This is a genomic window from Mesorhizobium sp. CAU 1741 (genome assembly GCF_039839275.1).
In the GTDB taxonomy this organism is placed as follows: domain Bacteria; phylum Pseudomonadota; class Alphaproteobacteria; order Rhizobiales; family Rhizobiaceae; genus Aerobium.
Window position 1 is genome coordinate 1,051,853 of sequence record NZ_JBDOQP010000002.1, and the last position, 16,935, is coordinate 1,068,787.

Annotated in this window: 22 protein-coding genes; 7 read left to right on the forward strand and 15 right to left on the reverse strand. The window is 63.9% G+C overall.

Going from position 1 to position 16,935, the window contains the following annotated elements:
* Positions 1 to 120 precede the first annotated feature (120 nt).
* From AAFN84_RS11875 to AAFN84_RS11890, 4 genes are all read left to right on the forward strand, one after another.
* Entirely contained in the window at positions 121 to 1,368 is a 1,248-nt protein-coding gene (locus tag AAFN84_RS11875) for an EAL domain-containing protein (RefSeq protein ID WP_347514760.1), read from the forward strand.
* A 157-nt stretch (positions 1,369 to 1,525) separates the two neighbouring features.
* The gene (locus tag AAFN84_RS11880; protein ID WP_347515119.1) at positions 1,526 to 2,332 is read left to right on the forward strand and encodes a D-alanyl-D-alanine carboxypeptidase family protein; all 807 of its coding nucleotides are present in this window, start codon (positions 1,526 to 1,528) and stop codon (positions 2,330 to 2,332) included.
* A 24-nt stretch (positions 2,333 to 2,356) separates the two neighbouring features.
* Positions 2,357 to 3,043 (forward strand): D-lyxose/D-mannose family sugar isomerase, encoded by a 687-nt coding sequence (locus AAFN84_RS11885; protein ID WP_347514761.1) that lies wholly within the window; start codon positions 2,357 to 2,359, stop codon positions 3,041 to 3,043.
* Between the two features lie 12 nt (positions 3,044 to 3,055).
* The gene (locus AAFN84_RS11890; protein ID WP_347514762.1) at positions 3,056 to 3,673 is read left to right on the forward strand and encodes a nucleoside/nucleotide kinase family protein; all 618 of its coding nucleotides are present in this window, start codon (positions 3,056 to 3,058) and stop codon (positions 3,671 to 3,673) included.
* A 14-nt stretch (positions 3,674 to 3,687) separates the two neighbouring features.
* Here AAFN84_RS11890 and AAFN84_RS11895 read toward each other — a convergent pair whose 3' ends face one another.
* Genes AAFN84_RS11895 through ureC form a run of 7 tightly spaced genes read right to left on the reverse strand, consistent with a single transcriptional unit; the run spans position 3,688 to position 9,009 of the window.
* The gene (locus tag AAFN84_RS11895) at positions 3,688 to 4,458 is read right to left on the reverse strand and encodes a class II aldolase and adducin N-terminal domain-containing protein (RefSeq protein WP_347514763.1); all 771 of its coding nucleotides are present in this window, start codon (positions 4,456 to 4,458) and stop codon (positions 3,688 to 3,690) included.
* Positions 4,459 to 4,503: 45 nt separating this feature from the next.
* Complete coding sequence (gene ureG / locus AAFN84_RS11900) at positions 4,504 to 5,145, reverse strand: urease accessory protein UreG (protein WP_347514764.1); 642 nt, start codon at positions 5,143 to 5,145, stop codon at positions 4,504 to 4,506.
* Positions 5,142 to 5,849 carry an urease accessory protein UreF gene (locus AAFN84_RS11905; protein ID WP_347514765.1) on the reverse strand — a complete coding sequence of 236 codons (708 nt, stop codon included), beginning with the start codon at positions 5,847 to 5,849 and terminating at the stop codon, positions 5,142 to 5,144. Before AAFN84_RS11905 ends, ureG begins: the two co-directional genes overlap by 4 nt.
* Positions 5,806 to 6,330, reverse strand: a complete 525-nt coding sequence (ureE, locus tag AAFN84_RS11910) for an urease accessory protein UreE (RefSeq protein WP_347514766.1) — start codon at positions 6,328 to 6,330, stop codon at positions 5,806 to 5,808. The genes AAFN84_RS11905 and ureE overlap by 44 nt, the downstream gene beginning before the upstream one ends.
* Positions 6,327 to 6,929 (reverse strand): glutathione S-transferase family protein, encoded by a 603-nt coding sequence (locus tag AAFN84_RS11915; RefSeq protein ID WP_347514767.1) that lies wholly within the window; start codon positions 6,927 to 6,929, stop codon positions 6,327 to 6,329. The genes ureE and AAFN84_RS11915 overlap by 4 nt, the downstream gene beginning before the upstream one ends.
* A gap of 31 nt (positions 6,930 to 6,960) precedes the next feature.
* Positions 6,961 to 7,257, reverse strand: coding sequence for a putative quinol monooxygenase (locus tag AAFN84_RS11920; RefSeq protein ID WP_347514768.1), 297 nt, complete (start codon positions 7,255 to 7,257; stop codon positions 6,961 to 6,963).
* A gap of 39 nt (positions 7,258 to 7,296) precedes the next feature.
* Entirely contained in the window at positions 7,297 to 9,009 is a 1,713-nt protein-coding gene (gene ureC / locus AAFN84_RS11925; RefSeq protein WP_347514769.1) for an urease subunit alpha, read from the reverse strand.
* Between the two features lie 217 nt (positions 9,010 to 9,226).
* On the opposite strand from ureC, the gene AAFN84_RS11930 reads away from it, so the two are divergent.
* Positions 9,227 to 9,718 carry a hypothetical protein gene (locus tag AAFN84_RS11930; RefSeq protein ID WP_347514770.1) on the forward strand — a complete coding sequence of 164 codons (492 nt, stop codon included), beginning with the start codon at positions 9,227 to 9,229 and terminating at the stop codon, positions 9,716 to 9,718.
* Positions 9,719 to 9,744: 26 nt separating this feature from the next.
* On the opposite strand, the gene AAFN84_RS11935 is transcribed toward AAFN84_RS11930, so the two are convergent.
* Genes AAFN84_RS11935 through AAFN84_RS11950 form a run of 4 tightly spaced genes read right to left on the reverse strand, consistent with a single transcriptional unit; the run spans position 9,745 to position 11,800 of the window.
* Entirely contained in the window at positions 9,745 to 10,050 is a 306-nt protein-coding gene (locus AAFN84_RS11935) for an urease subunit beta (protein WP_347514771.1), read from the reverse strand.
* A gap of 11 nt (positions 10,051 to 10,061) precedes the next feature.
* Positions 10,062 to 10,655, reverse strand: coding sequence for a HupE/UreJ family protein (locus tag AAFN84_RS11940; RefSeq protein WP_347514772.1), 594 nt, complete (start codon positions 10,653 to 10,655; stop codon positions 10,062 to 10,064).
* A 25-nt stretch (positions 10,656 to 10,680) separates the two neighbouring features.
* Entirely contained in the window at positions 10,681 to 10,983 is a 303-nt protein-coding gene (locus AAFN84_RS11945) for an urease subunit gamma (protein WP_347514773.1), read from the reverse strand.
* Positions 10,984 to 10,996: 13 nt separating this feature from the next.
* On the reverse strand, positions 10,997 to 11,800 hold the full coding sequence (locus AAFN84_RS11950; RefSeq protein WP_347515120.1) for an urease accessory protein UreD: 804 nt from the start codon (positions 11,798 to 11,800) through the stop codon (positions 10,997 to 10,999).
* Positions 11,801 to 11,988: 188 nt separating this feature from the next.
* On the opposite strand from AAFN84_RS11950, the gene AAFN84_RS11955 reads away from it, so the two are divergent.
* Positions 11,989 to 12,693 (forward strand): glutathione binding-like protein, encoded by a 705-nt coding sequence (locus tag AAFN84_RS11955; RefSeq protein ID WP_347514774.1) that lies wholly within the window; start codon positions 11,989 to 11,991, stop codon positions 12,691 to 12,693.
* 57 nt (positions 12,694 to 12,750) lie between these two features.
* Here the strand turns inward: AAFN84_RS11955 and AAFN84_RS11960 are convergent, their stop codons facing one another.
* The 4 genes from AAFN84_RS11960 to AAFN84_RS11975 are packed head-to-tail and all read right to left on the reverse strand — an operon-like array spanning position 12,751 to position 16,263.
* Positions 12,751 to 13,605: a metal ABC transporter permease gene (locus tag AAFN84_RS11960; protein WP_347514775.1), complete on the reverse strand. Its 855-nt coding sequence runs from the start codon at positions 13,603 to 13,605 to the stop codon at positions 12,751 to 12,753.
* Complete coding sequence (locus tag AAFN84_RS11965; protein ID WP_347514776.1) at positions 13,602 to 14,462, reverse strand: metal ABC transporter permease; 861 nt, start codon at positions 14,460 to 14,462, stop codon at positions 13,602 to 13,604. Before AAFN84_RS11965 ends, AAFN84_RS11960 begins: the two co-directional genes overlap by 4 nt.
* Positions 14,459 to 15,379 (reverse strand): manganese/iron ABC transporter ATP-binding protein, encoded by a 921-nt coding sequence (locus AAFN84_RS11970; RefSeq protein WP_347514777.1) that lies wholly within the window; start codon positions 15,377 to 15,379, stop codon positions 14,459 to 14,461. Before AAFN84_RS11970 ends, AAFN84_RS11965 begins: the two co-directional genes overlap by 4 nt.
* Positions 15,376 to 16,263, reverse strand: a complete 888-nt coding sequence (locus AAFN84_RS11975; protein WP_347514778.1) for a metal ABC transporter substrate-binding protein — start codon at positions 16,261 to 16,263, stop codon at positions 15,376 to 15,378. The genes AAFN84_RS11970 and AAFN84_RS11975 overlap by 4 nt, the downstream gene beginning before the upstream one ends.
* A 175-nt stretch (positions 16,264 to 16,438) precedes the next feature.
* Between AAFN84_RS11975 and AAFN84_RS11980 the strand changes: the two genes are divergently transcribed.
* The gene (locus AAFN84_RS11980) at positions 16,439 to 16,870 is read left to right on the forward strand and encodes a Fur family transcriptional regulator (RefSeq protein ID WP_347514779.1); all 432 of its coding nucleotides are present in this window, start codon (positions 16,439 to 16,441) and stop codon (positions 16,868 to 16,870) included.
* The last annotated feature ends 65 nt before the right edge of the window (positions 16,871 to 16,935 follow it).

Here is a 16,935-nt window from a genome sequence, read left to right on the forward strand (position 1 = left end):
ATCACGGCGCGGCGGCAAGACGCTGCGCCGGACGCGTCGATCGTCGGTGACGATCCGCCCTTAACGTTTCCGAGACGGACTTTCTGCTATCCAGCTTCCTGAACCCGTCAGGAGATGGTTGTGGACACAGGTGGCAAGGCGCCGATACTGACCTCGGTAGCGGAAGTAGAAGGCGGCACGTTGACGATCCAGCGCGCCTTGAACGCGGTACGCACTCATCTGGGCATGGATGTCGCCTATCTTTCGGAATTTGTCGGAAACGACTCCATTTTCAGGGTCGTCGACGCGCCGGGGCTCGAGACACTCGTCAAGCCCGGCGACGCGCGCTCGCTTGATGACGTCTATTGCCGCCACATCGTCGAAGGCCGCCTGCCCGAACTCATTCCCGACACCGCGAACGAACCGCTCGCCCAGTCACTGCCCATAACAAAGGCGGTGCCGATCGGTTCGCACGTAAGCATCCCGATACGGATGTCCGACGGCTCGCTATACGGCATGTTCTGCTGCCTGAGCGCCAGGCCGAACCCGTCGCTCAACGATCGCGACCTGCAGGTGATGCGGATGTTTGCCGATCTGGCGGCGCATCAGGTTTCCCGGGATCGAGACGCGGAATGGGATGCTCAGTCCAGACGCCGGCGCATACAGCAGGTCATCGTCGAGCAGGCCTTTACGCCCGTCTACCAGCCGATCTGCGATATCAGGCTCGGCGGACCGGTAGGGTTCGAGGCGCTTTGCCGGTTTGCCGGCGAACCTTACCGCTCGCCGGACAAGTGGTTTGCCGAGGCAGTCGAGGCCGGGCTCGGCATCGAGCTTGAACTGGCTGTGCTTCAAGCGGCGCTCGTGGGGCTGAAGGTCCTGCCCGCTTCGACGTATGTCTCGTTCAATGCCTCGCCGGAGACGATCGTCAGCGGCAAGCTCGTCGACGCGTTTGGCGATGCGCCGCGCGAGCGGATCGTGCTGGAGGTCACCGAACACGCACCCGTGGCCGACTACGAGCAGCTCGGCGCGGCGCTTCGGCCGTTGCGTGACTCTGGGGTGCGGCTCGCGGTCGACGACGCTGGCGCGGGATTCTCAAGCCTGCAGCACATCGTCCAGCTCAATCCCGACATCATCAAGCTCGACATGGCGCTGACCCGCAGCGTCGATGCCGATCCGGCCCGGCGGGCTCTCGCCTCGGCCCTCATCCATTTTGCCCATGAGATGGGCTCGACCATCGTTGCGGAAGGCATCGAGAGCGAGGCCGAACTCTCGACGCTCGGCATGCTGGGCATCACCAAGGGACAGGGCTTCCTGCTCGGCCGTCCGGTGCCGCTTCAGGATGCCAGGCTGATAGCCGAGAATTCGGGTCAGCACAGGCTTTCGGCCTGAGGGGTAGCCGATAACCTCGGGGACCGGGATTGCGGCAGGCCCGGCACTGGGGCATCATTCCAACCTCAGGCTGTACACATCGCCGAATCAGGGTGGAAAATTGTTCGTCATCTCGCGGATCGTCCCGCAGCTTCTTCGCGCCGTCGCACTCGCATTCATGTTCGCCCTCGCATCGGGCTGCACGACTCAGTCCGCGATGCAGTCGGTCGTCGCCCCGCTACCATCTGAAAAATATGCAGCGATCGTCATTGATGCCCACACTGGGCGCGTCCTGTACGACCGCAATTCGCGCGATCCGCGCTACCCGGCGTCCCTGACCAAGATGATGACGCTTTACATGCTGTTCGAAGCGATCGACGCAGGGCGTCTCGGCATGGATACCGCCATTCCCGTTTCTGCCTACGCCGCGAGCAAGCCGCCGTCGAAGATCGGCTTCAGAAAAGGCCAATCGATCGACGCCCAGACCGCGATCCTCGCCCTGTGCGTGCGTTCCGCCAACGACGTGGCGGCGGCCGTGGGCGAATATCTCGGCGGCTCGGAAGAACGTTTTGCCGCGATGATGACCGCCAAGGCGCGTGAACTCGGAATGGTCTCGACGACCTTCCGAAACGCGTCCGGCCTGCCGGACGAGGGCCAGCGGACCACGGCGCGAGACATGGCCGTGCTGTCGGTCGCGCTGCACAAACGCTTTCCCCATCACTACCACTATTTCAGCAACCGGCAGTTCTCCTATGCCGGGAAGGTCATACGCGGCCATAACGACCTGCTCGGCCGCGTTGCGGGCGTCGACGGCCTGAAGACCGGCTACATTCGCGCCTCGGGCTTCAATCTCGCCACCTCCGTCGGGCGCGGCGGTCGCAGGATCGTGGCCGTCGTGATGGGCGGCGAGAGCGCCAAGACCCGCAACCAGCACATGGAAGAGCTGATCGAGGCCTATCTTCCGCAAGCGAGCCTGGGGAGCTGACAGGTCCGCGCCGGGAGGCACCGCATGAGACGTTCGCAGATCAACGCCCTCATCGCCCACGCCGATGATTTCATCCGCTCGTTCGGCCATGTGCTCCCGCCTTTCGCCTATATCACGCCGCAACAGTTCAAGGCGCGGAAGGCGGACCTTGCCGGCATCATCGACGCCCGGCTCGGTTGGGACGTGACCGACTATGGCAAGGGCGACTTCTCCCGGACGGGCCTGTTCCTGTTCACGACGCGCAACGGCAACGCCGCGGACCTGAAGACCGGGCGCGGAATGCTCTACGCCGAAAAAATCATGATCTCGCGGCGCGACCAGATCGCGCCGATGCATCGCCACGACGTCAAGGCGGAGGACATCATCAACCGTGGCGGCGGCACGCTGGCGCTGAAGCTCTTCATGCCGGCGCCGGACGGCTCCATCGATGATCGCGCTCGGGTTCATGTGCCTTGCGACGGCGTAATGCGCGAACTCGAGGCCGGCGGTGTGCTGCGGCTTGTGCCGGGCGAAAGCGTCACGCTTCTGCCGGGCGTCTGGCACGCGTTCTGGGGTGAGGACAAGGACGTTCTCATTGGCGAGGTTTCGACCGTCAACGACGACGAGACCGACAATGTCTTCGCAGAACCTGTCAGCCGCTTCTCCGCCGTTGAAGAAGACGTCGAACCGACCCATCTCCTGGTTTCGGACTATTCGCGCTGGCTCGGCTGACAGGAGGAAGGCATGAGCGATATCGCGCATCTGGCGGCCACACTTTTCCGCAAGGCTGCCGGCGCACGCCGCATCATCGTGGCGGTGGCGGGCGCACCCGGTGCCGGCAAATCAGCTTTCGCCGAGGCGCTCCTGCCGCTGCTGCCCGAGGGGTCAGCCGCACTGGTCCCGATGGACGGTTTCCATTATGACAATGCCGTTCTTTCGGAGCGCGGCATGCTTGCCCGGAAAGGCGCTCCGGAGAGCTTCGATTTCGAGGGATTTCGGCATCTTCTTACGCGCTTGAAGCAGGCGGACTCGGACGTCGCAATACCGATCTTCGAGCGTAAGTCCGATTTTGCGCGGGCCGGAGGCCGGGTCGTGCCGGCCGACGCGCGGTTCATCGTCGTCGAAGGGAACTATCTGCTGTTCGACGAGAGCCCCTGGTACGGCCTGTCGCCGCTGATCGACCATTCGGTGTGGCTCGACGTGCCGATGGCCGAGCTCGAGCGGCGCCTGCTCCAGCGCTGGCTCGACCATGGGCTGTCCCTGGAGGACGCGCGGCACAGGACATTTTCCAACGACTTGCCGAACGCCCAGCGGATTCTGGCGCGGCTGCGCCAGCCGGATACCATCATCAAGAATGGATAAGGTATCCGGACCGGTCAGTTTCGGTAGTTCGAGCCTTCTTCATCCAGGATCGCCTTGAGTTCCTGGAGGTGGCGCGAGGCGTTGTCGACGGGGTACTCGTCCATCTGACGGGCCACCGTCTCGGCCACCTCGTCCGGCAGCCCCCGCAGCGGTTGGCCGGTCCAAAGCGCCTTGATGTAGGTCTCGCAGGCGCGCTCGAAATAATAGAGCCGGTCGAACGTATCGCCGACGGTGTCGCCAATCACCAGCACGCCGTGATTGCCCATCACCATGACCTTGGCCTTCGGATCGGACAAGAGAGCCGAGCAGCGCTCGCCCTCTTCCTCGAAGGCGAGACCGCCATAGTGCTCGTCTACCACAACGCGGTTGAAGAACATCGCCGAGTTCTGGTCGATCGCCGGCAGCCGTGAATCGGCCAAGGAGGCGAGAACCGTGGCGTGAACCGAGTGGACATGCATGACGCAGCGAGCATGCGGGCAATTGCGATGGATCGCGCCATGCAGGCCCCATGCGGTCGGATCGGGCGCATCCGGGCGATCCATGGTGGACGGATCGTCGGCGTCGACCAGCAGCAGGTCGCTCGCCTTGATGCGGGAGAAATGCCGCTGGTTGGGATTGATGAGAAGCTGCGTGCCCTGGTCATTGACCGCCAGCGAGAAGTGGTTGGCGACGGCCTCGTGCATGTTGAGCCGCGCTGTCCAGCGGAAGGCGGCCGCAAGGTCGGCCCTCTCCTCCTCATGCGGCATGTTCGAACGGCTTCGTTTGGAAAACTGGGTGACGCTCATCTGCGATGCCTCTGGCTGAATGGGGGTGTGTCGAGCATGGCCCGGTCAGGCGCTCGCCGCAACCGGCTTTGGTTGCGTCAGTCCGCCATGCTCGAGGATGTAGCTGACGACCTCGTCGAGGCCCTTGCCGCGCGACAGGTCGGTGAAGCCGAAAGCCCGGCCTTGCCGCATGCGGTTCGCGTCGCTTTGCATGACGTCGAGATTGACGTTCACATAGGGCGCGAGATCGGACTTGTTGATGACGAGGAAGTCTGACCGGGTGATGCCGGGGCCGCCCTTGCGCGGTATCTCCTCGCCCTGGCAGACCGAGATCACGTAAAGCGTCAGGTCTGCGAGGTCTGGAGAAAACGTGGCGGCGAGATTGTCGCCGCCAGACTCGATGAAGACGATGTCGAGGTCGGGAAATTTCTCCCGCATCGTCGCGATCGCCTGGAGGTTGATCGACGCGTCTTCGCGTATCGCGGTATGCGGGCAGCCTCCTGTCTCGACGCCCATGATGCGTTCTTCGGGCAGCGCCTGGAGGCGCGCCAGCATCATCGCGTCTTCCTTGGTGTAGATGTCGTTGGTGATGACGGCGATGGAAAAGTCGCTGCTCAGCGCCTTGCACAGCTTCTCGGTCAGCGTCGTCTTGCCGGAGCCGACTGGTCCGCCGATGCCGATGCGCAGTGGTCCGTTGGGAGATGTCATGATCTGAACAGCCTCGAATACAGGGTCTCGTGTTTCATGGCGGCGATTTCGGCCAGGATCGTGGCAGAGCCGAGATCGTCGAGCGTCGATGCGGCCGCCCGCGCCGCAGTCTCGATGATCGGACGTTCAAGACGAGCGAGGGTCGCAACAGCGTCGCCCTGACCGATCACTGAGAGCCTTATGGCCGCCTGTAGCTGGTTTGTCGCGAAGGCCTGCAGGAAGGCCGCCAGCGTGGTCTCAAGATCGATGCCGTGATAGCCTGCAAGGGCGCCTACCGCCACGCAATAGGGGCAGTCCTCGGGCAATTCGTCGCGAATGCCGCCACCCCAGCTTGCCGCGGCCTTGAGGAAGGCGTTTCCTTGCAAGGTGGATTCGCGGTGGCGCTGGAGACTGCCGGCCATCGCCTGCGCCAGTTCCGCCTCGTCGTGCGGCGTAGTACCCGACCCCGCCTTGCGCCAGCTCTCGGCCAGCACGACCGCATCGTTCCACGCCGAGCCGCAGATCAGCAGCGCGTCTATCCAGTCGGCCAGGCTGGCTGCGTCTTGCACCTGCCCATCATGAACGGCACGTTCCAACCCGTGGCTGTAGCTGAACGAGCCCACCGGGAAGGCCGGCGAAAGCCAGGCCATGAGACGGAGCAGGGCCGCCTCGCCAGCGTGTTCAGTGGTCGTGGTGAAGCTGGTCGTCATGATGGTGATGACCATGCGAGTAGCCTTGACCAGAATAGGCGCCGCGCACCGGCACGAACGGCGCGGTGATGTCGCGCACGGTCGCGCCCAGCCCTTCGAGCATCGCCTTGATGACGTGGTCGCGCAGTATCAGAATGCGGCCAGTCTCGATCTGCGCGGCGAGATGGCGGTTGCCGATGTGCCAGCAGAGTTCCGCGAGATGAAGCTGGTCGCGGGCCGTGATCTCGTAGACCTCTTCCGCCGCCGCCGCGATGCCGGCGCGACGGCCGTCATCGAGCACGAGCACGTCGCCATCTTCGAGCGCCACCGGTTCAGGCAGGTCGACCAGAACCTTCTCGCCGCCCGACAGCACGAGTACGCGCCGGCGCAGGTGCCGTTCGTCATGTGCCAGCGTTGCCATGTCGAACGGCTTCGGTCCGGCCTGAGCCTCGGAGGCACGCAGGAATGAGCCGGCGCGCGGAAAACTGGTGAAATCCTGCTGGATATTGAGCTTCAAGCGACCGCTTCCTCTCTTGCCCGCGCTCGCGCGAGTGCCGGCCGGCCCAGCACCCTGTCGAAATAGGCGTTGACGCGGTCCGAGTTGATCTCGAAGCGGGCGCCGCGTGCCCATTGGCCACAATGGCCAAGAATGACGTCTGCGGCAGTAAACCGGTCGCCCATGGCGAATTGATGGTCGCCCAGCCGCGCGTCCAGAGACCGGATCTCGCGCGTGAATTCAGCCGTTGTCCACGGACCGACATCGACGCGCTCCTCCTCCGAAAGCAGCATGCGGTGCTTGAGCTTGTTCCACAGCGGCGCCTCGAGCTCCGACTGGGCGAAGAATAGCCAGGCATTGAGGTGGGCGCGCTCGGCCAGCGTCTCGGCGCCCATGCGCTTTTCGGGATGCTTGTCGGCCAGATAGGCGCAGATGGCGGCGGAGTCGGTGACCACCACCTCGCCATCGACCAGCGCCGGGGCCTTGCCGGAAGGATTGTAGCGGCGCATCTCGTCCGTGTGCTGCTTGGTCTTGACGATCTGGTAGGGCTGGCCGAGCTCTTCCAGCATCCAGGTGACGCGGATGAGGCGGGAACCGGGTGATCCGATGGCCTGGTACATGTCTGTCTTTCCTCCCTTTGCGTGTTCGAGCCTAGAACTGCTCGATTCGCTCGGGATGGACAATCTCGATTCGACGCTCGACCAGGTAGGGCGCGCTCGCCTCTCGCCACGTCTCGAGGTGCGGCTGCTTGGAGTGGGCGGTCAGGTCTTCGCGGGTCTCCCATTTCTCGACGAAGATCACCTTTTCGGGATTGTCGAGGCTGGCGAAGAGTTCGTAGGAAATGCACCCTTTCTCCTTGCGGGTCTCCACGATGCACGCGGCAGCGGGAGCCCAAAGCGCCTCGAGCGCGCCAGGCTTGATGGTAAGGGTTGCAACGACGTAGATCATGAAGAGAGCGCCCCCCGGCTGGTTTCGATCGGCGGCAAGCTAGAACAGAAAATAGCGTTGCGCCATGGGCAGTACCGTAGCGGGTTCGCATGTCAGCAATTCGCCGTCGGCGCGGACCTCGTAAGTTTCGGGATCGACTTCGACATGGGGAGTCGCATCGTTGAGCACCATCGAGTGCTTGCCGATGCCGCCGCGGGTGTTTTCCACCGCAACCATGGCCTTTTCCACGCCGAGCCGGTTCTTCAGGTCGAAGTCCAGTGCCGCCTGACTGACGAAGGTGACGGACGTGTTGGTGATCGCCTTGCCGAAGGCGCCGAACATCGGCCGCATGTGCACGGGTTGTGGCGTCGGAATGGATGCGTTTGGATCGCCCATGGGAGCGGCCGCGATCATGCCGCCAATCAGCACCATATCGGGCTTGACGCCGAAGAATGCCGGGCTCCACAGGACGAGGTCGGCGCGCTTGCCCACCTCGATCGACCCGATCTGCTTGGAAATGCCGTGTGCGATGGCGGGATTGATGGTGTATTTCGCGATATATCGGCGAACGCGGAAGTTGTCGTTGTCGCCCGTCTCGTCGGGAAGGCTACCGCGCTGGCGCTTCATCTTGTCGGCGGTCTGCCAGGTGCGGATGATCACCTCGCCGATACGGCCCATCGCCTGACTGTCGGAAGAGATGATCGAGAACGCGCCGATGTCGTGCAGGATGTCCTCCGCCGCGATCGTTTCCTTGCGGATGCGGCTCTCGGCGAAGGCAATGTCCTCGGGGATCGACGGCGACAGATGGTGGCACACCATGAGCATGTCGAGATGCTCGGCGATTGTGTTGACCGTGTAGGGCCGCGTCGGATTGGTGGACGACGGAATGACGTTGGGAAGCCCGCAGACCTTGATGATGTCCGGTGCATGGCCGCCGCCCGCCCCCTCGGTGTGGAACGCGTGGATGGTGCGCCCCTTGAAGGCGGCGACGGTATCCTCGACGAAACCACTCTCGTTGAGCGTGTCCGTGTGGATCATCACCTGGACGTCGTAATTGTCGGCGACCGTCAGGCAATTGTCGATCGCCGCCGGTGTCGTGCCCCAGTCCTCGTGCAGCTTCAGCGCGCACGCGCCGCCGAGGATCATCTCCTCGAGCGCGGCCGGCCGGGAGGCGTTGCCCTTTGCCGAAAGGCCGATGTTCATCGGGAAAGCATCGAAGCTCTGGATCATGCGCCCGATATGCCACGGACCCGGGGTACAGGTGGTGGCGAGTGTGCCGTGAGCGGGACCGGTACCGCCGCCCAGCATGGTCGTCAGCCCCGCCATCAGCGCCTCGTCGATCTGTTGCGGGCAGATGAAATGTATATGGGCGTCGAAGCCGCCTGCGGTGAGGATCCTGCCTTCGCCGGCGATGACTTCGGTGCCCGGCCCGACGATGATGGTCACGCCCGGTTGCGTATCTGGATTGCCGGCCTTGCCGATACCGGCGATGCGGCCGTCCCTGAGGCCGATGTCGGCTTTGTAAATGCCGGTCGAATCGACCACCAGCGCGTTGGTGATGACCGTGTCGACGGCGCCCTCGGCGCGGCTCGCCTGGCTTTGGCCCATGCCGTCGCGGATGACCTTGCCGCCGCCGAACTTGACCTCCTCGCCATAGGTGGTGAAGTCCTTCTCGACCTCGATGAAGAGTTCGGTGTCGGCGAGGCGCACCTTGTCGCCCACCGTCGGACCGAACATCTGCGCATAGGAGGATCGCGGGATTCTGGCTGGCATCTGTCTTCCCCGTTCAAGAGTTCCGGTGCGCTTCAGGCACTCGCGACGTCGTAGCCTTGCGGTGCGCTTGCCCTTGCGTCGACGTAATGCTGCTGGTAGCTCGACCTCGCGCTGGCGCCGACGACCGCCTGAAATCCAGACGCAACAAACCTGCTTCTCGTGCGTTCGGGCCTTTGATGCGGCGCCTCGCGTCAGCATAGGAAATGGAGCTATAATCTTGATCACAGCAACGATCGATCGCATCAGCACCGGCTGGATCCACGCCGCCGCCGCAGCCGCTTTCCTCGTCGCGTCTGCGCCCAACGTGGCGTTGATGGCTCAGGGCCTCGAGGCAGACGGTGCAATCGATGCCATTGTCGGATCCGACGTCACCACGGGTGAGGAAGCCGTCACGGCCGACGAAGCGAGAATCGTGGCGGCGATCGAGCGGACCACGGAAAATGCCGCAGAGGTGCGAAAGCGTTTCGCACTCAACAGTCTCGAGATCGTCTTCCTGCCGGACCTCGACGAGAAAACCACCACGATCGACGAAAAGCTCGTCGAGTACGAGCCGCAGATCGAGGAACTTCGAACCGAAATCCAGGGTAGCGCTCTGTTCTACCATGCGGTCGATTCGCGCTCCGTTCTGCTCACAGACATCATCGCGATCGAGTTCGACGACGCGGACAACGCAACCATCTTCGTGGCCGGCCAAGACCCCGAGAACTGAACAGCGCGGCTCTCGCGTCTGCTGCACTAGAGCTTCCCCATGATCTGCTGGCGGAACCCGTAGACGGTGCGTGAGCCGCCGAGTGGCACCAGCGTGACATCGCGCTCCTGGCCCGGTTCGAAGCGCACGGCGGTTCCCGATGCGATATCGAGGCGCATGCCGCGTGCCTTGTCGCGGTCAAACGAAAGCGCGCCGTTGGTTTCATGGAAATGATAGTGGCTGCCGACCTGGATGGGCCGGTCACCGGTATTCGCGACCTTGATCGTCACGGTCGGCGCCCCGACATTGAGTTCGATATCGCCCTTGGCGGTGATTATTTCTCCCGGGATCATCGTCGCCACCTCTAGCCGGCAACGATGAGATAGATGCCCGACACGGCCGTTAGCCAACCGGCCAGCCGCATCGCCAACGTGCCGGCGTCACTCCTGAAAAGCCTGGCAAAGCCGATGCCCAGCCCCAGGCCCGCAGCGTGCAATGCCGCGGTGGCGATGGCGAAGCCGGCGGCGTAGCCGAGCGCGCCTGCCTCGCCAATCTCGCCGCCATGTGCATGGCCATGGAACACCGCGAAAAAGCCGACGATCGCCATTCCGATCCCGACTGGCACGGGCACCGCCAGCGCCACGAGCAGTCCGATTGCCACCACCGACGACAGGATGGTCGGCTCGACGAAAGGCAGCGGCAGCCCGAGCGCCGAAAGGACGAAGCCGAGCGCCATTACGCCGACGAAGGCCGCCGGCACCGCCCACAGCGCCCTGCCGCCAAGCATCGCGGCCCAAAGACCCACGGCCACCATCGCAAGGACGTGGTCAAGGCCGAAAAGCGGATGGCTGAAGCCGGCGGCGAAGGAGCCATGCTCGCCCGGATCGAGGTGAGCCAGCGCTGGTGTGGCACTTGCGGCGAGCGCCAGCAAGGCGAGATAGGTGGCTCTGGTCTTCATCGTGTCGGTTCCCTCTGTGCGATGGTCAGCGAATGGGCTCGTGGACGGTCACCAGCTTGGTGCCGTCCGGAAACGTCGCTTCGACCTGGACGTCATGGATCATCTCGGCGATCCCTTCCATCACCTGGTCGCGCGTCAGCACATGTGCGCCGGCTTCCATCAGATCGGCGACGGAGCGCCCGTCCCGCGCGCCCTCGACGACGAAGTCGGTGATCAGGGCGATGGCCTCCGGGTGGTTCAGCTTGACGCCTCGCTCAAGCCGCTTGCGGGCGACGATGGCCGCCATGGCGACGAGGAGCTTGTCTTTCTCGCGCGGCGTCAGGTTCATGCTCGATCCATCCCTAAAGTGACCATGTTTTAGGCAAGCCTGCCCGTCCGTTAAGCATCTCGACAAGCGGTATGAGCCGCGCGCGCAGGCCGTAGCTGTCTTCGGCGACGAGCCTCGCAAGAAGCTTGCCAGTTGTCCCGACGCTCCACGCCGATACGCCGCCGCTCTCGCCAATGATCGCACGGGCCGCCTCGAGATGCCGGCCGACGTCCTCGCCAATCAGAAGCAGGGTCGCCATTGCCGTTGCGCTGCCCGTCACCGCGGTGCGCGAGAGAAGGTCGGCGACGTCCGGTCCAATGCAGACATCCTCGGCATGAACCAGCCGGCCATTGCAGCGTACGCGCCACCGGTCGCGGAACATCGCGTGACCGACCGTCTCGCCCATCGCACGGCGTCCGAATACCGTCGCCTCCAGAAGCAAGAGCTGCGCATCTTCGGCCAGCTCGACATCGAGCCGGCGCGCAAAGGCGGAGCGGTCGTAGGCGATGGTCTCCTGCGGCAGCCAGGCAAGGCGCGCGCCCGCGCCCGCGACCAGTTCGCAGTTCGCCTCCGCACGGCCCGCCGACGAACGGTAGAGCTTTTCGCAGGCTTGCGTGGTGATCGCCACAGACGTGCCCTCGCCGGCCTCGATGCGCCATGCGATCCGGTCGCCCCCGGTGAGGCCGCCGGCGGTGTTGATCAGGATCGCCTCGAGCGGTTCTCCGGTCCGCGACGGCAGCCTTATCTTGGCCGCGCCTTCCTGGAAAAGCCGGTCGAGCCTGGTGGTTTCCCTGACACGCTTGGCAGTCAGCACGCCCCGCGCCTCCACCCGCTGCATGCGCGTCGCACCCGAAAGATCATCTGGCATGCAGTTCATCGGTTACTCCCCGACCCACCTTAGCAACCTGCGTGCCATGCCGCAGGCGGTATTTTCTGGCTCCTGGGTTGCGGCGGCGGCGAGGATATCTATCTCAAGCCGGTTCCATCCTCGCCGCCCTGCGCGGCCACACCCCCAAGAGGCAACCGATGACCGACCTGTCCAACTTTCCCATTGCTGCGCGTTGGCCGGCGAAGGAGCCGGAGAAGCTGCAACTGTATTCGTTCCCCACGCCAAACGGGGTCAAGGTGTCCATCGCGCTCGAAGAGAGCGGGCTTCCTTACGAGGCCCACGCCGTCAACATCATGAAAAACGAGACCTGGACCGACGACTTCCTGTCGCTCAACCCGAACGGCAAGATCCCGGCTATCCTCGACCCGGACGGCCCCGGCGGCAAGCCGCTGCCGCTCTTCGAGTCCGGTGCGATCCTCGTCTACCTCGCGGAAAAGACCGGCACGCTGATGCCGGCGGACCCCGCGCTCCGTTACGAGACGATCCAGTGGGTCTTCTTCCAGATGGGCGGCATCGGGCCGATGTTCGGCCAGCTCGGCTTCTTCTATAAATTCGGTGGCAAGGACTTCGAGGACAAGCGTCCGATGGAACGATACGCCAACGAATCGAAGCGACTGATGGGCGTGCTTGAAAAGCGGCTCAGCGACCGGCAGTGGATCATGGGCGACGACTATACGATCGCCGATATCGCCATATTCCCTTGGGTGCGCGCGCTGCGGGAGTTCTACGACGCCGATGCCGTGATCGGTTTCAAGGATTTCCCGAAGACGTTCGAATGGCTGGACCGCTGCCTTGCGCGTCCGGCAACCCAGAAGGGCCTGACGATCCCGCCACGGCCCTAAAGCATGTCTCCCGAAAGTGAGAACGGGTTCGGGATAAAGGCACGCTAGAAACAAGCGCTAGAGCGCGGGAAGCGAATCCGAAGGATCGCGACGCGCTCTAGCCGCCTTCAGCCGCGACCATGCGAACGCGCCGATGAACAAGGTCGTCATCAAGACGACAATCGTCGGCGCGGGCGCGCTGTCGATGAAGAAGGCGAGATACACGCCCATCACGGCGCTTGTGGCGGCAATAGCCACCGACAGCGCCAGCATCGCCTCGAACCGCCGCGTCAACAGGAATGCGATGGCGCCCGGTGCGATCAGCATCGCGATGGCGAGGATGATGCCGACCGCCTTCAGGGCCCCGACGATCGTCAGCGACAAAATCCCCAGCAGACCGTAATGCAGGAAGCGCACCGGAAGACCGATGGCGCGCGCATGCTGGGCGTCGAACGCCGCCAGCAGCAGGTCACGCCGCAGCAGGCCGACGAAACCGAGAGAAAGCAGTGCGATCAGTCCGGTTTCGGCGACATCGCGCCAGACCACGCCCAGCATGTCGCCGAACAGGATGTGGGTGAGGTGCAGTTCGCTCTCGATCATCGAGAACATGACGATGCCGAGACCGAACATGCCGGAAAAGACGACGCCCATCACGGTGTCCTCCTTCACGCGGCTGTTCTCCTTCAAATATCCGACCGCAAGAGCACACACCAGCCCGGCAGCGAAGGCGCCAACGGCGAGCGGCAGGCCAACGACGTAGGCCAGCACGATGCCAGGCAGCACGGCATGGCTTATCGCATCGCCCATCAACGACCAGCCCTTGAGGACCAGGAACGGCGACAGAAGCCCCATGGGCAGGGCGACGAGCAGCGCAATCGCCATCGCCTGCTGCATGAACGGAAGCTGGAACGGCAGCACGAGCAGTTCGATCATGCGGCATCCTCCAGCGCTGCCCGCGCCTGCCGGCGCGCCGCCAGCAATCCGTGCTTGGGCGCAAGGAAGAAGGCGGCGAGAAAGATCAGCGTCTGCAAAACGACGATGATGCCGCCGGTGGCGCCGTCGATGAAGAAGCTGGCATAGGCGCCGACGAAACTCGTCAGCGTGCCGATCGCGACGCTCAACAGGATCAGGCGTGGGAAGCGGTCGGTCAGGAGATAGGCGGTGGCGCCCGGCGTCACCACCATGGCAATGACCAGGAACGCGCCCACCGTCTGCAGCGCGGCAACCGTGGAAGCCGACAGCAGCGTGAAGAACAGCACCCGCAGCAGGTCCGGCCGCAGTCCCACCGAGCGCGCGTGGTTCTCGTCGAAGAAAACGACCATCAGGTCCTTCCATTTCAACGTCAAGATCGCCAGCGACACGCCGGCGATGATGGCGAGCTGCATCGTGTCGGCCGGCGTGATGGCAAGGATGTTGCCGAGAACGATGGTTTGGATGTTGACCGATGTCGGCGACAGCGACACCATGAACAGGCCGAGCCCGAAGAACGACGTGAAGATGAGGCCGATGACGGCGTCTTCCTTGAGTTTGGTCTGGCGGCTGATGAACAGCATCGCCGCCGCCGCGAGTCCGCCCGAAAAGAATGCGCCAACCGCGAAGGGAAGACCAAGCATGTAGGCGCCTGCCACGCCCGGGACGATCGCATGGGATAGCGCGTCGCCGATCAGCGACCAGCCCTTGAGCATCAAATAGGCCGAGAGGAACGCGCACACGGCGCCCACGAGCGCCGACACCCACATGGCGTTGACCATGTAACCATAGCCGAATGGCTCGAGCAGGAGTCCGATCATGACTCGTCGCGACCCTGCGGGCCGGCGCCAGCGACGCTGGATTGCGGTTGGTCGCCGTAGAGCACGAAGGGCCGCTCGTCGTCGCTGATGACGGTGAGCTGCCGCGCATCCTCGTCTGCGTGCAGGTCGGTGCCGCCAAGCACGAAATGCCGCAGCACGCCGCCGAACGTCTTTTCGAGGTTGGCGCGGGTGAATATCTCATGCGTCGGGCCGTAGGCCAGCACGGTGCGGTCGAGCAGGATGGCGCGGTCGCAGAATTCAGGCACCGAGCCGAGATTATGCGTGGAGACCAGCATGATCCGGCCCTCCGCGCGCAACCGGCCGAGCAGCGCGATGATCGCTTCTTCGGTGTTGACGTCGACGCCGGTGAACGGCTCGTCGAGCAGGATCACCTGGCCTTCCTGCGCCAGCGCGCGAGCCAGGAAGACGCGCTTCTTCTGGCCGCCGGAGAGTTCGCCGATCTGGCGCTTGCGAAAGTCGGACATGCCGACGCGTTCAATGGCTTCGTCGACCATGCGGCGATCGTTCGCCGTGGGGATACGCAGGAAGTTCATGTGGCCGTAGCGTCCCATCATCACCACGTCCTCGACGAGGATCGGGAAGTTCCAGTCGACCTCCTCCGCCTGCGGAACATAGGCAACGACGTTGCGCTTGAGCGCGCGCCCTGCCGGCTCTCCCATGATCGAGACCGAGCCTGCCGCGAGCGGCACGAAGCCCATGATCGCCTTGAACAGGGTCGACTTGCCGGAGCCGTTGACGCCGACGAGCGCGGTGATGGTGCCGCGCGGGATTGCGAAGCTGGCATTCTTGAGGGCCGTGTGGCCGTTGCGATAGCTGACGGTGACGCCATCGACGCGCAGGCCGTCAGCCTCCGCGCCCGTCTCCGATGCGATCGTCCTGCCGGGGTCGAGGTTCATTCAGACAACCCCGCGGCAATCGTCTCCGTCGTCACCCGCAACAGGTCGAGATAGGTCGGCACGGGCCCGTTCTCGTCCGACAGCGAGTCGACGTAAAGTACGCCGCCATATCGGGAGCCTGTCTCGCGCGCCACCTGCTCTGCCGGGTCCGACGAGACGGTGCTCTCACTGAAGATCGCGGGGATGTCATGCTCACGCATCGCGTCGATGACCTTGCGGATCTGCTGGGGCGTGCCCTGCGAATCCGCGTTGATCGGCCAGAGGTAGAGCTCCTCGAGCTCGAAATCCCGGGCGAGATAGGAGAATGCGCCCTCGCTCGTCACCAGCCACCGGCGCTCTTCGGGAATGGCTGCGAGGCGCTCGCGGATCGGCGCGATGGTGGCCTCGATCTCTTGAGCATAGGCGGCGGCATTGGCGGCATAGGTCTCCGCATTATCCGGATCGTGCTCCGACAGGGCGTCGCGGATGTTGTCGACATAGATAAGCACGTCCGAGGGAGACATCCAGGCATGCGGATTCGGTTTGCCGGAATAGGGCCCTTCGGAAATCCCCATCGGCTCGACGCCCTCGCTGACGACGACGCCCGGCACGTCGCGCAGATTCCTGAAGAAGCGTTCGAACCACAGTTCCAGATTGAGGCCGTTCCACAGCACCAGATCCGCGTCCTGTGCGCGCAGAATATCGCCTGGCGTCGGCTGGTACTCGTGGATCTCGGCATTCGGCCGGGTAATGGATTCCACGTCGGCGGCATCGCCGGCAACGTTTCTGGCAATGTCGGCGATGACGGTGAAGGTGGTGACGACCTTCAGCCGGTCCTCCTGCGCGGTGGCGGGCAGGATCGCGAAACAGAACAGGAGGGACGCGAGCAGCGGCCTGACGAACATACGGGGCTCCATGTGTGGAGGGGAGGCGGCAATCGTTGCATGACATCTAAAGCGCCCGCGGCGCGTTGTCAATGCAATTGCAAATCACTTGCAACTGAAGATTCCAAGAGAGGTCGGCTCGTCTGGCGACGCTTCCGTCTTTGCAAGCCATTCCCAACTGGCGCATAGTCCCGCCATGAACGAAACGCTGATTCCGAAACCGGATTATGAGGCGGCCCTGCGCGAAGCGGGCGTGCGCATCACGCGGCCAAGGCGCGTGATCCTCGGCATCCTGTCGGACGCCGGCGATCATCCTGACGCGATGGAAATCTTCCGGCGTGCGGTCGAAATCGACGCCAGCATTTCGCTGTCCACCGTCTACCGCACCATGAAGCTGCTCGAAGGCATCGGCGCCATCCACCGTCATGCATTCGAGGGCGGCCCGTCGCGGTTCGAACCCGCCGCCGGCGACCACCACGACCACCTGATCGACATCGAGACAGGCGACGTCATCGAGTTCCAGTCCGACCGCATCGAGGAACTGCAACACGAGATCGCGCGGGAACTCGGCTACGAGATCGTCCACCACAGGCTGGAGCTCTACGGGCGCAGGAAACGCAAGCGCTGAAGGCGACCGGACACGCTCGCTTAACGTGTGACCTTCATATTGCCGAAATCCTGGTGTCGCAGAGA

Coding starts and splice junctions, on each gene's coding strand:
- AAFN84_RS11940 (WP_347514772.1), bottom strand. CDS start 10,655: ATGAAGACCAGAGCCACCTATCTCGCCTTGCTGGCGCTCGCCGCAAGT.
- AAFN84_RS11915 (WP_347514767.1), bottom strand. CDS start 6,929: ATGTACCAGGCCATCGGATCACCCGGTTCCCGCCTCATCCGCGTCACC.
- AAFN84_RS11970 (WP_347514777.1), bottom strand. CDS start 15,379: ATGAACCTCGACCCCGGCAGGACGATCGCATCGGAGACGGGCGCGGAG.
- AAFN84_RS11935 (WP_347514771.1), bottom strand. CDS start 10,050: ATGATCCCGGGAGAAATAATCACCGCCAAGGGCGATATCGAACTCAAT.
- ureC (WP_347514769.1), bottom strand. CDS start 9,009: ATGCCAGCCAGAATCCCGCGATCCTCCTATGCGCAGATGTTCGGTCCG.
- ureG (WP_347514764.1), bottom strand. CDS start 5,145: ATGACATCTCCCAACGGACCACTGCGCATCGGCATCGGCGGACCAGTC.
- AAFN84_RS11950 (WP_347515120.1), bottom strand. CDS start 11,800: ATGCAGCGGGTGGAGGCGCGGGGCGTGCTGACTGCCAAGCGTGTCAGG.
- AAFN84_RS11885 (WP_347514761.1), top strand. CDS start 2,357: ATGAGACGTTCGCAGATCAACGCCCTCATCGCCCACGCCGATGATTTC.
- AAFN84_RS11920 (WP_347514768.1), bottom strand. CDS start 7,257: ATGATCTACGTCGTTGCAACCCTTACCATCAAGCCTGGCGCGCTCGAG.
- AAFN84_RS11965 (WP_347514776.1), bottom strand. CDS start 14,462: ATGATCGGACTCCTGCTCGAGCCATTCGGCTATGGTTACATGGTCAAC.
- AAFN84_RS11880 (WP_347515119.1), top strand. CDS start 1,526: ATGTTCGCCCTCGCATCGGGCTGCACGACTCAGTCCGCGATGCAGTCG.
- AAFN84_RS11890 (WP_347514762.1), top strand. CDS start 3,056: ATGAGCGATATCGCGCATCTGGCGGCCACACTTTTCCGCAAGGCTGCC.
- AAFN84_RS11975 (WP_347514778.1), bottom strand. CDS start 16,263: ATGTTCGTCAGGCCGCTGCTCGCGTCCCTCCTGTTCTGTTTCGCGATC.
- AAFN84_RS11960 (WP_347514775.1), bottom strand. CDS start 13,605: ATGATCGAACTGCTCGTGCTGCCGTTCCAGCTTCCGTTCATGCAGCAG.
- AAFN84_RS11945 (WP_347514773.1), bottom strand. CDS start 10,983: ATGAACCTGACGCCGCGCGAGAAAGACAAGCTCCTCGTCGCCATGGCG.
- AAFN84_RS11955 (WP_347514774.1), top strand. CDS start 11,989: ATGACCGACCTGTCCAACTTTCCCATTGCTGCGCGTTGGCCGGCGAAG.
- AAFN84_RS11905 (WP_347514765.1), bottom strand. CDS start 5,849: ATGGTCATCACCATCATGACGACCAGCTTCACCACGACCACTGAACAC.
- AAFN84_RS11895 (WP_347514763.1), bottom strand. CDS start 4,458: ATGAGCGTCACCCAGTTTTCCAAACGAAGCCGTTCGAACATGCCGCAT.
- AAFN84_RS11980 (WP_347514779.1), top strand. CDS start 16,439: ATGAACGAAACGCTGATTCCGAAACCGGATTATGAGGCGGCCCTGCGC.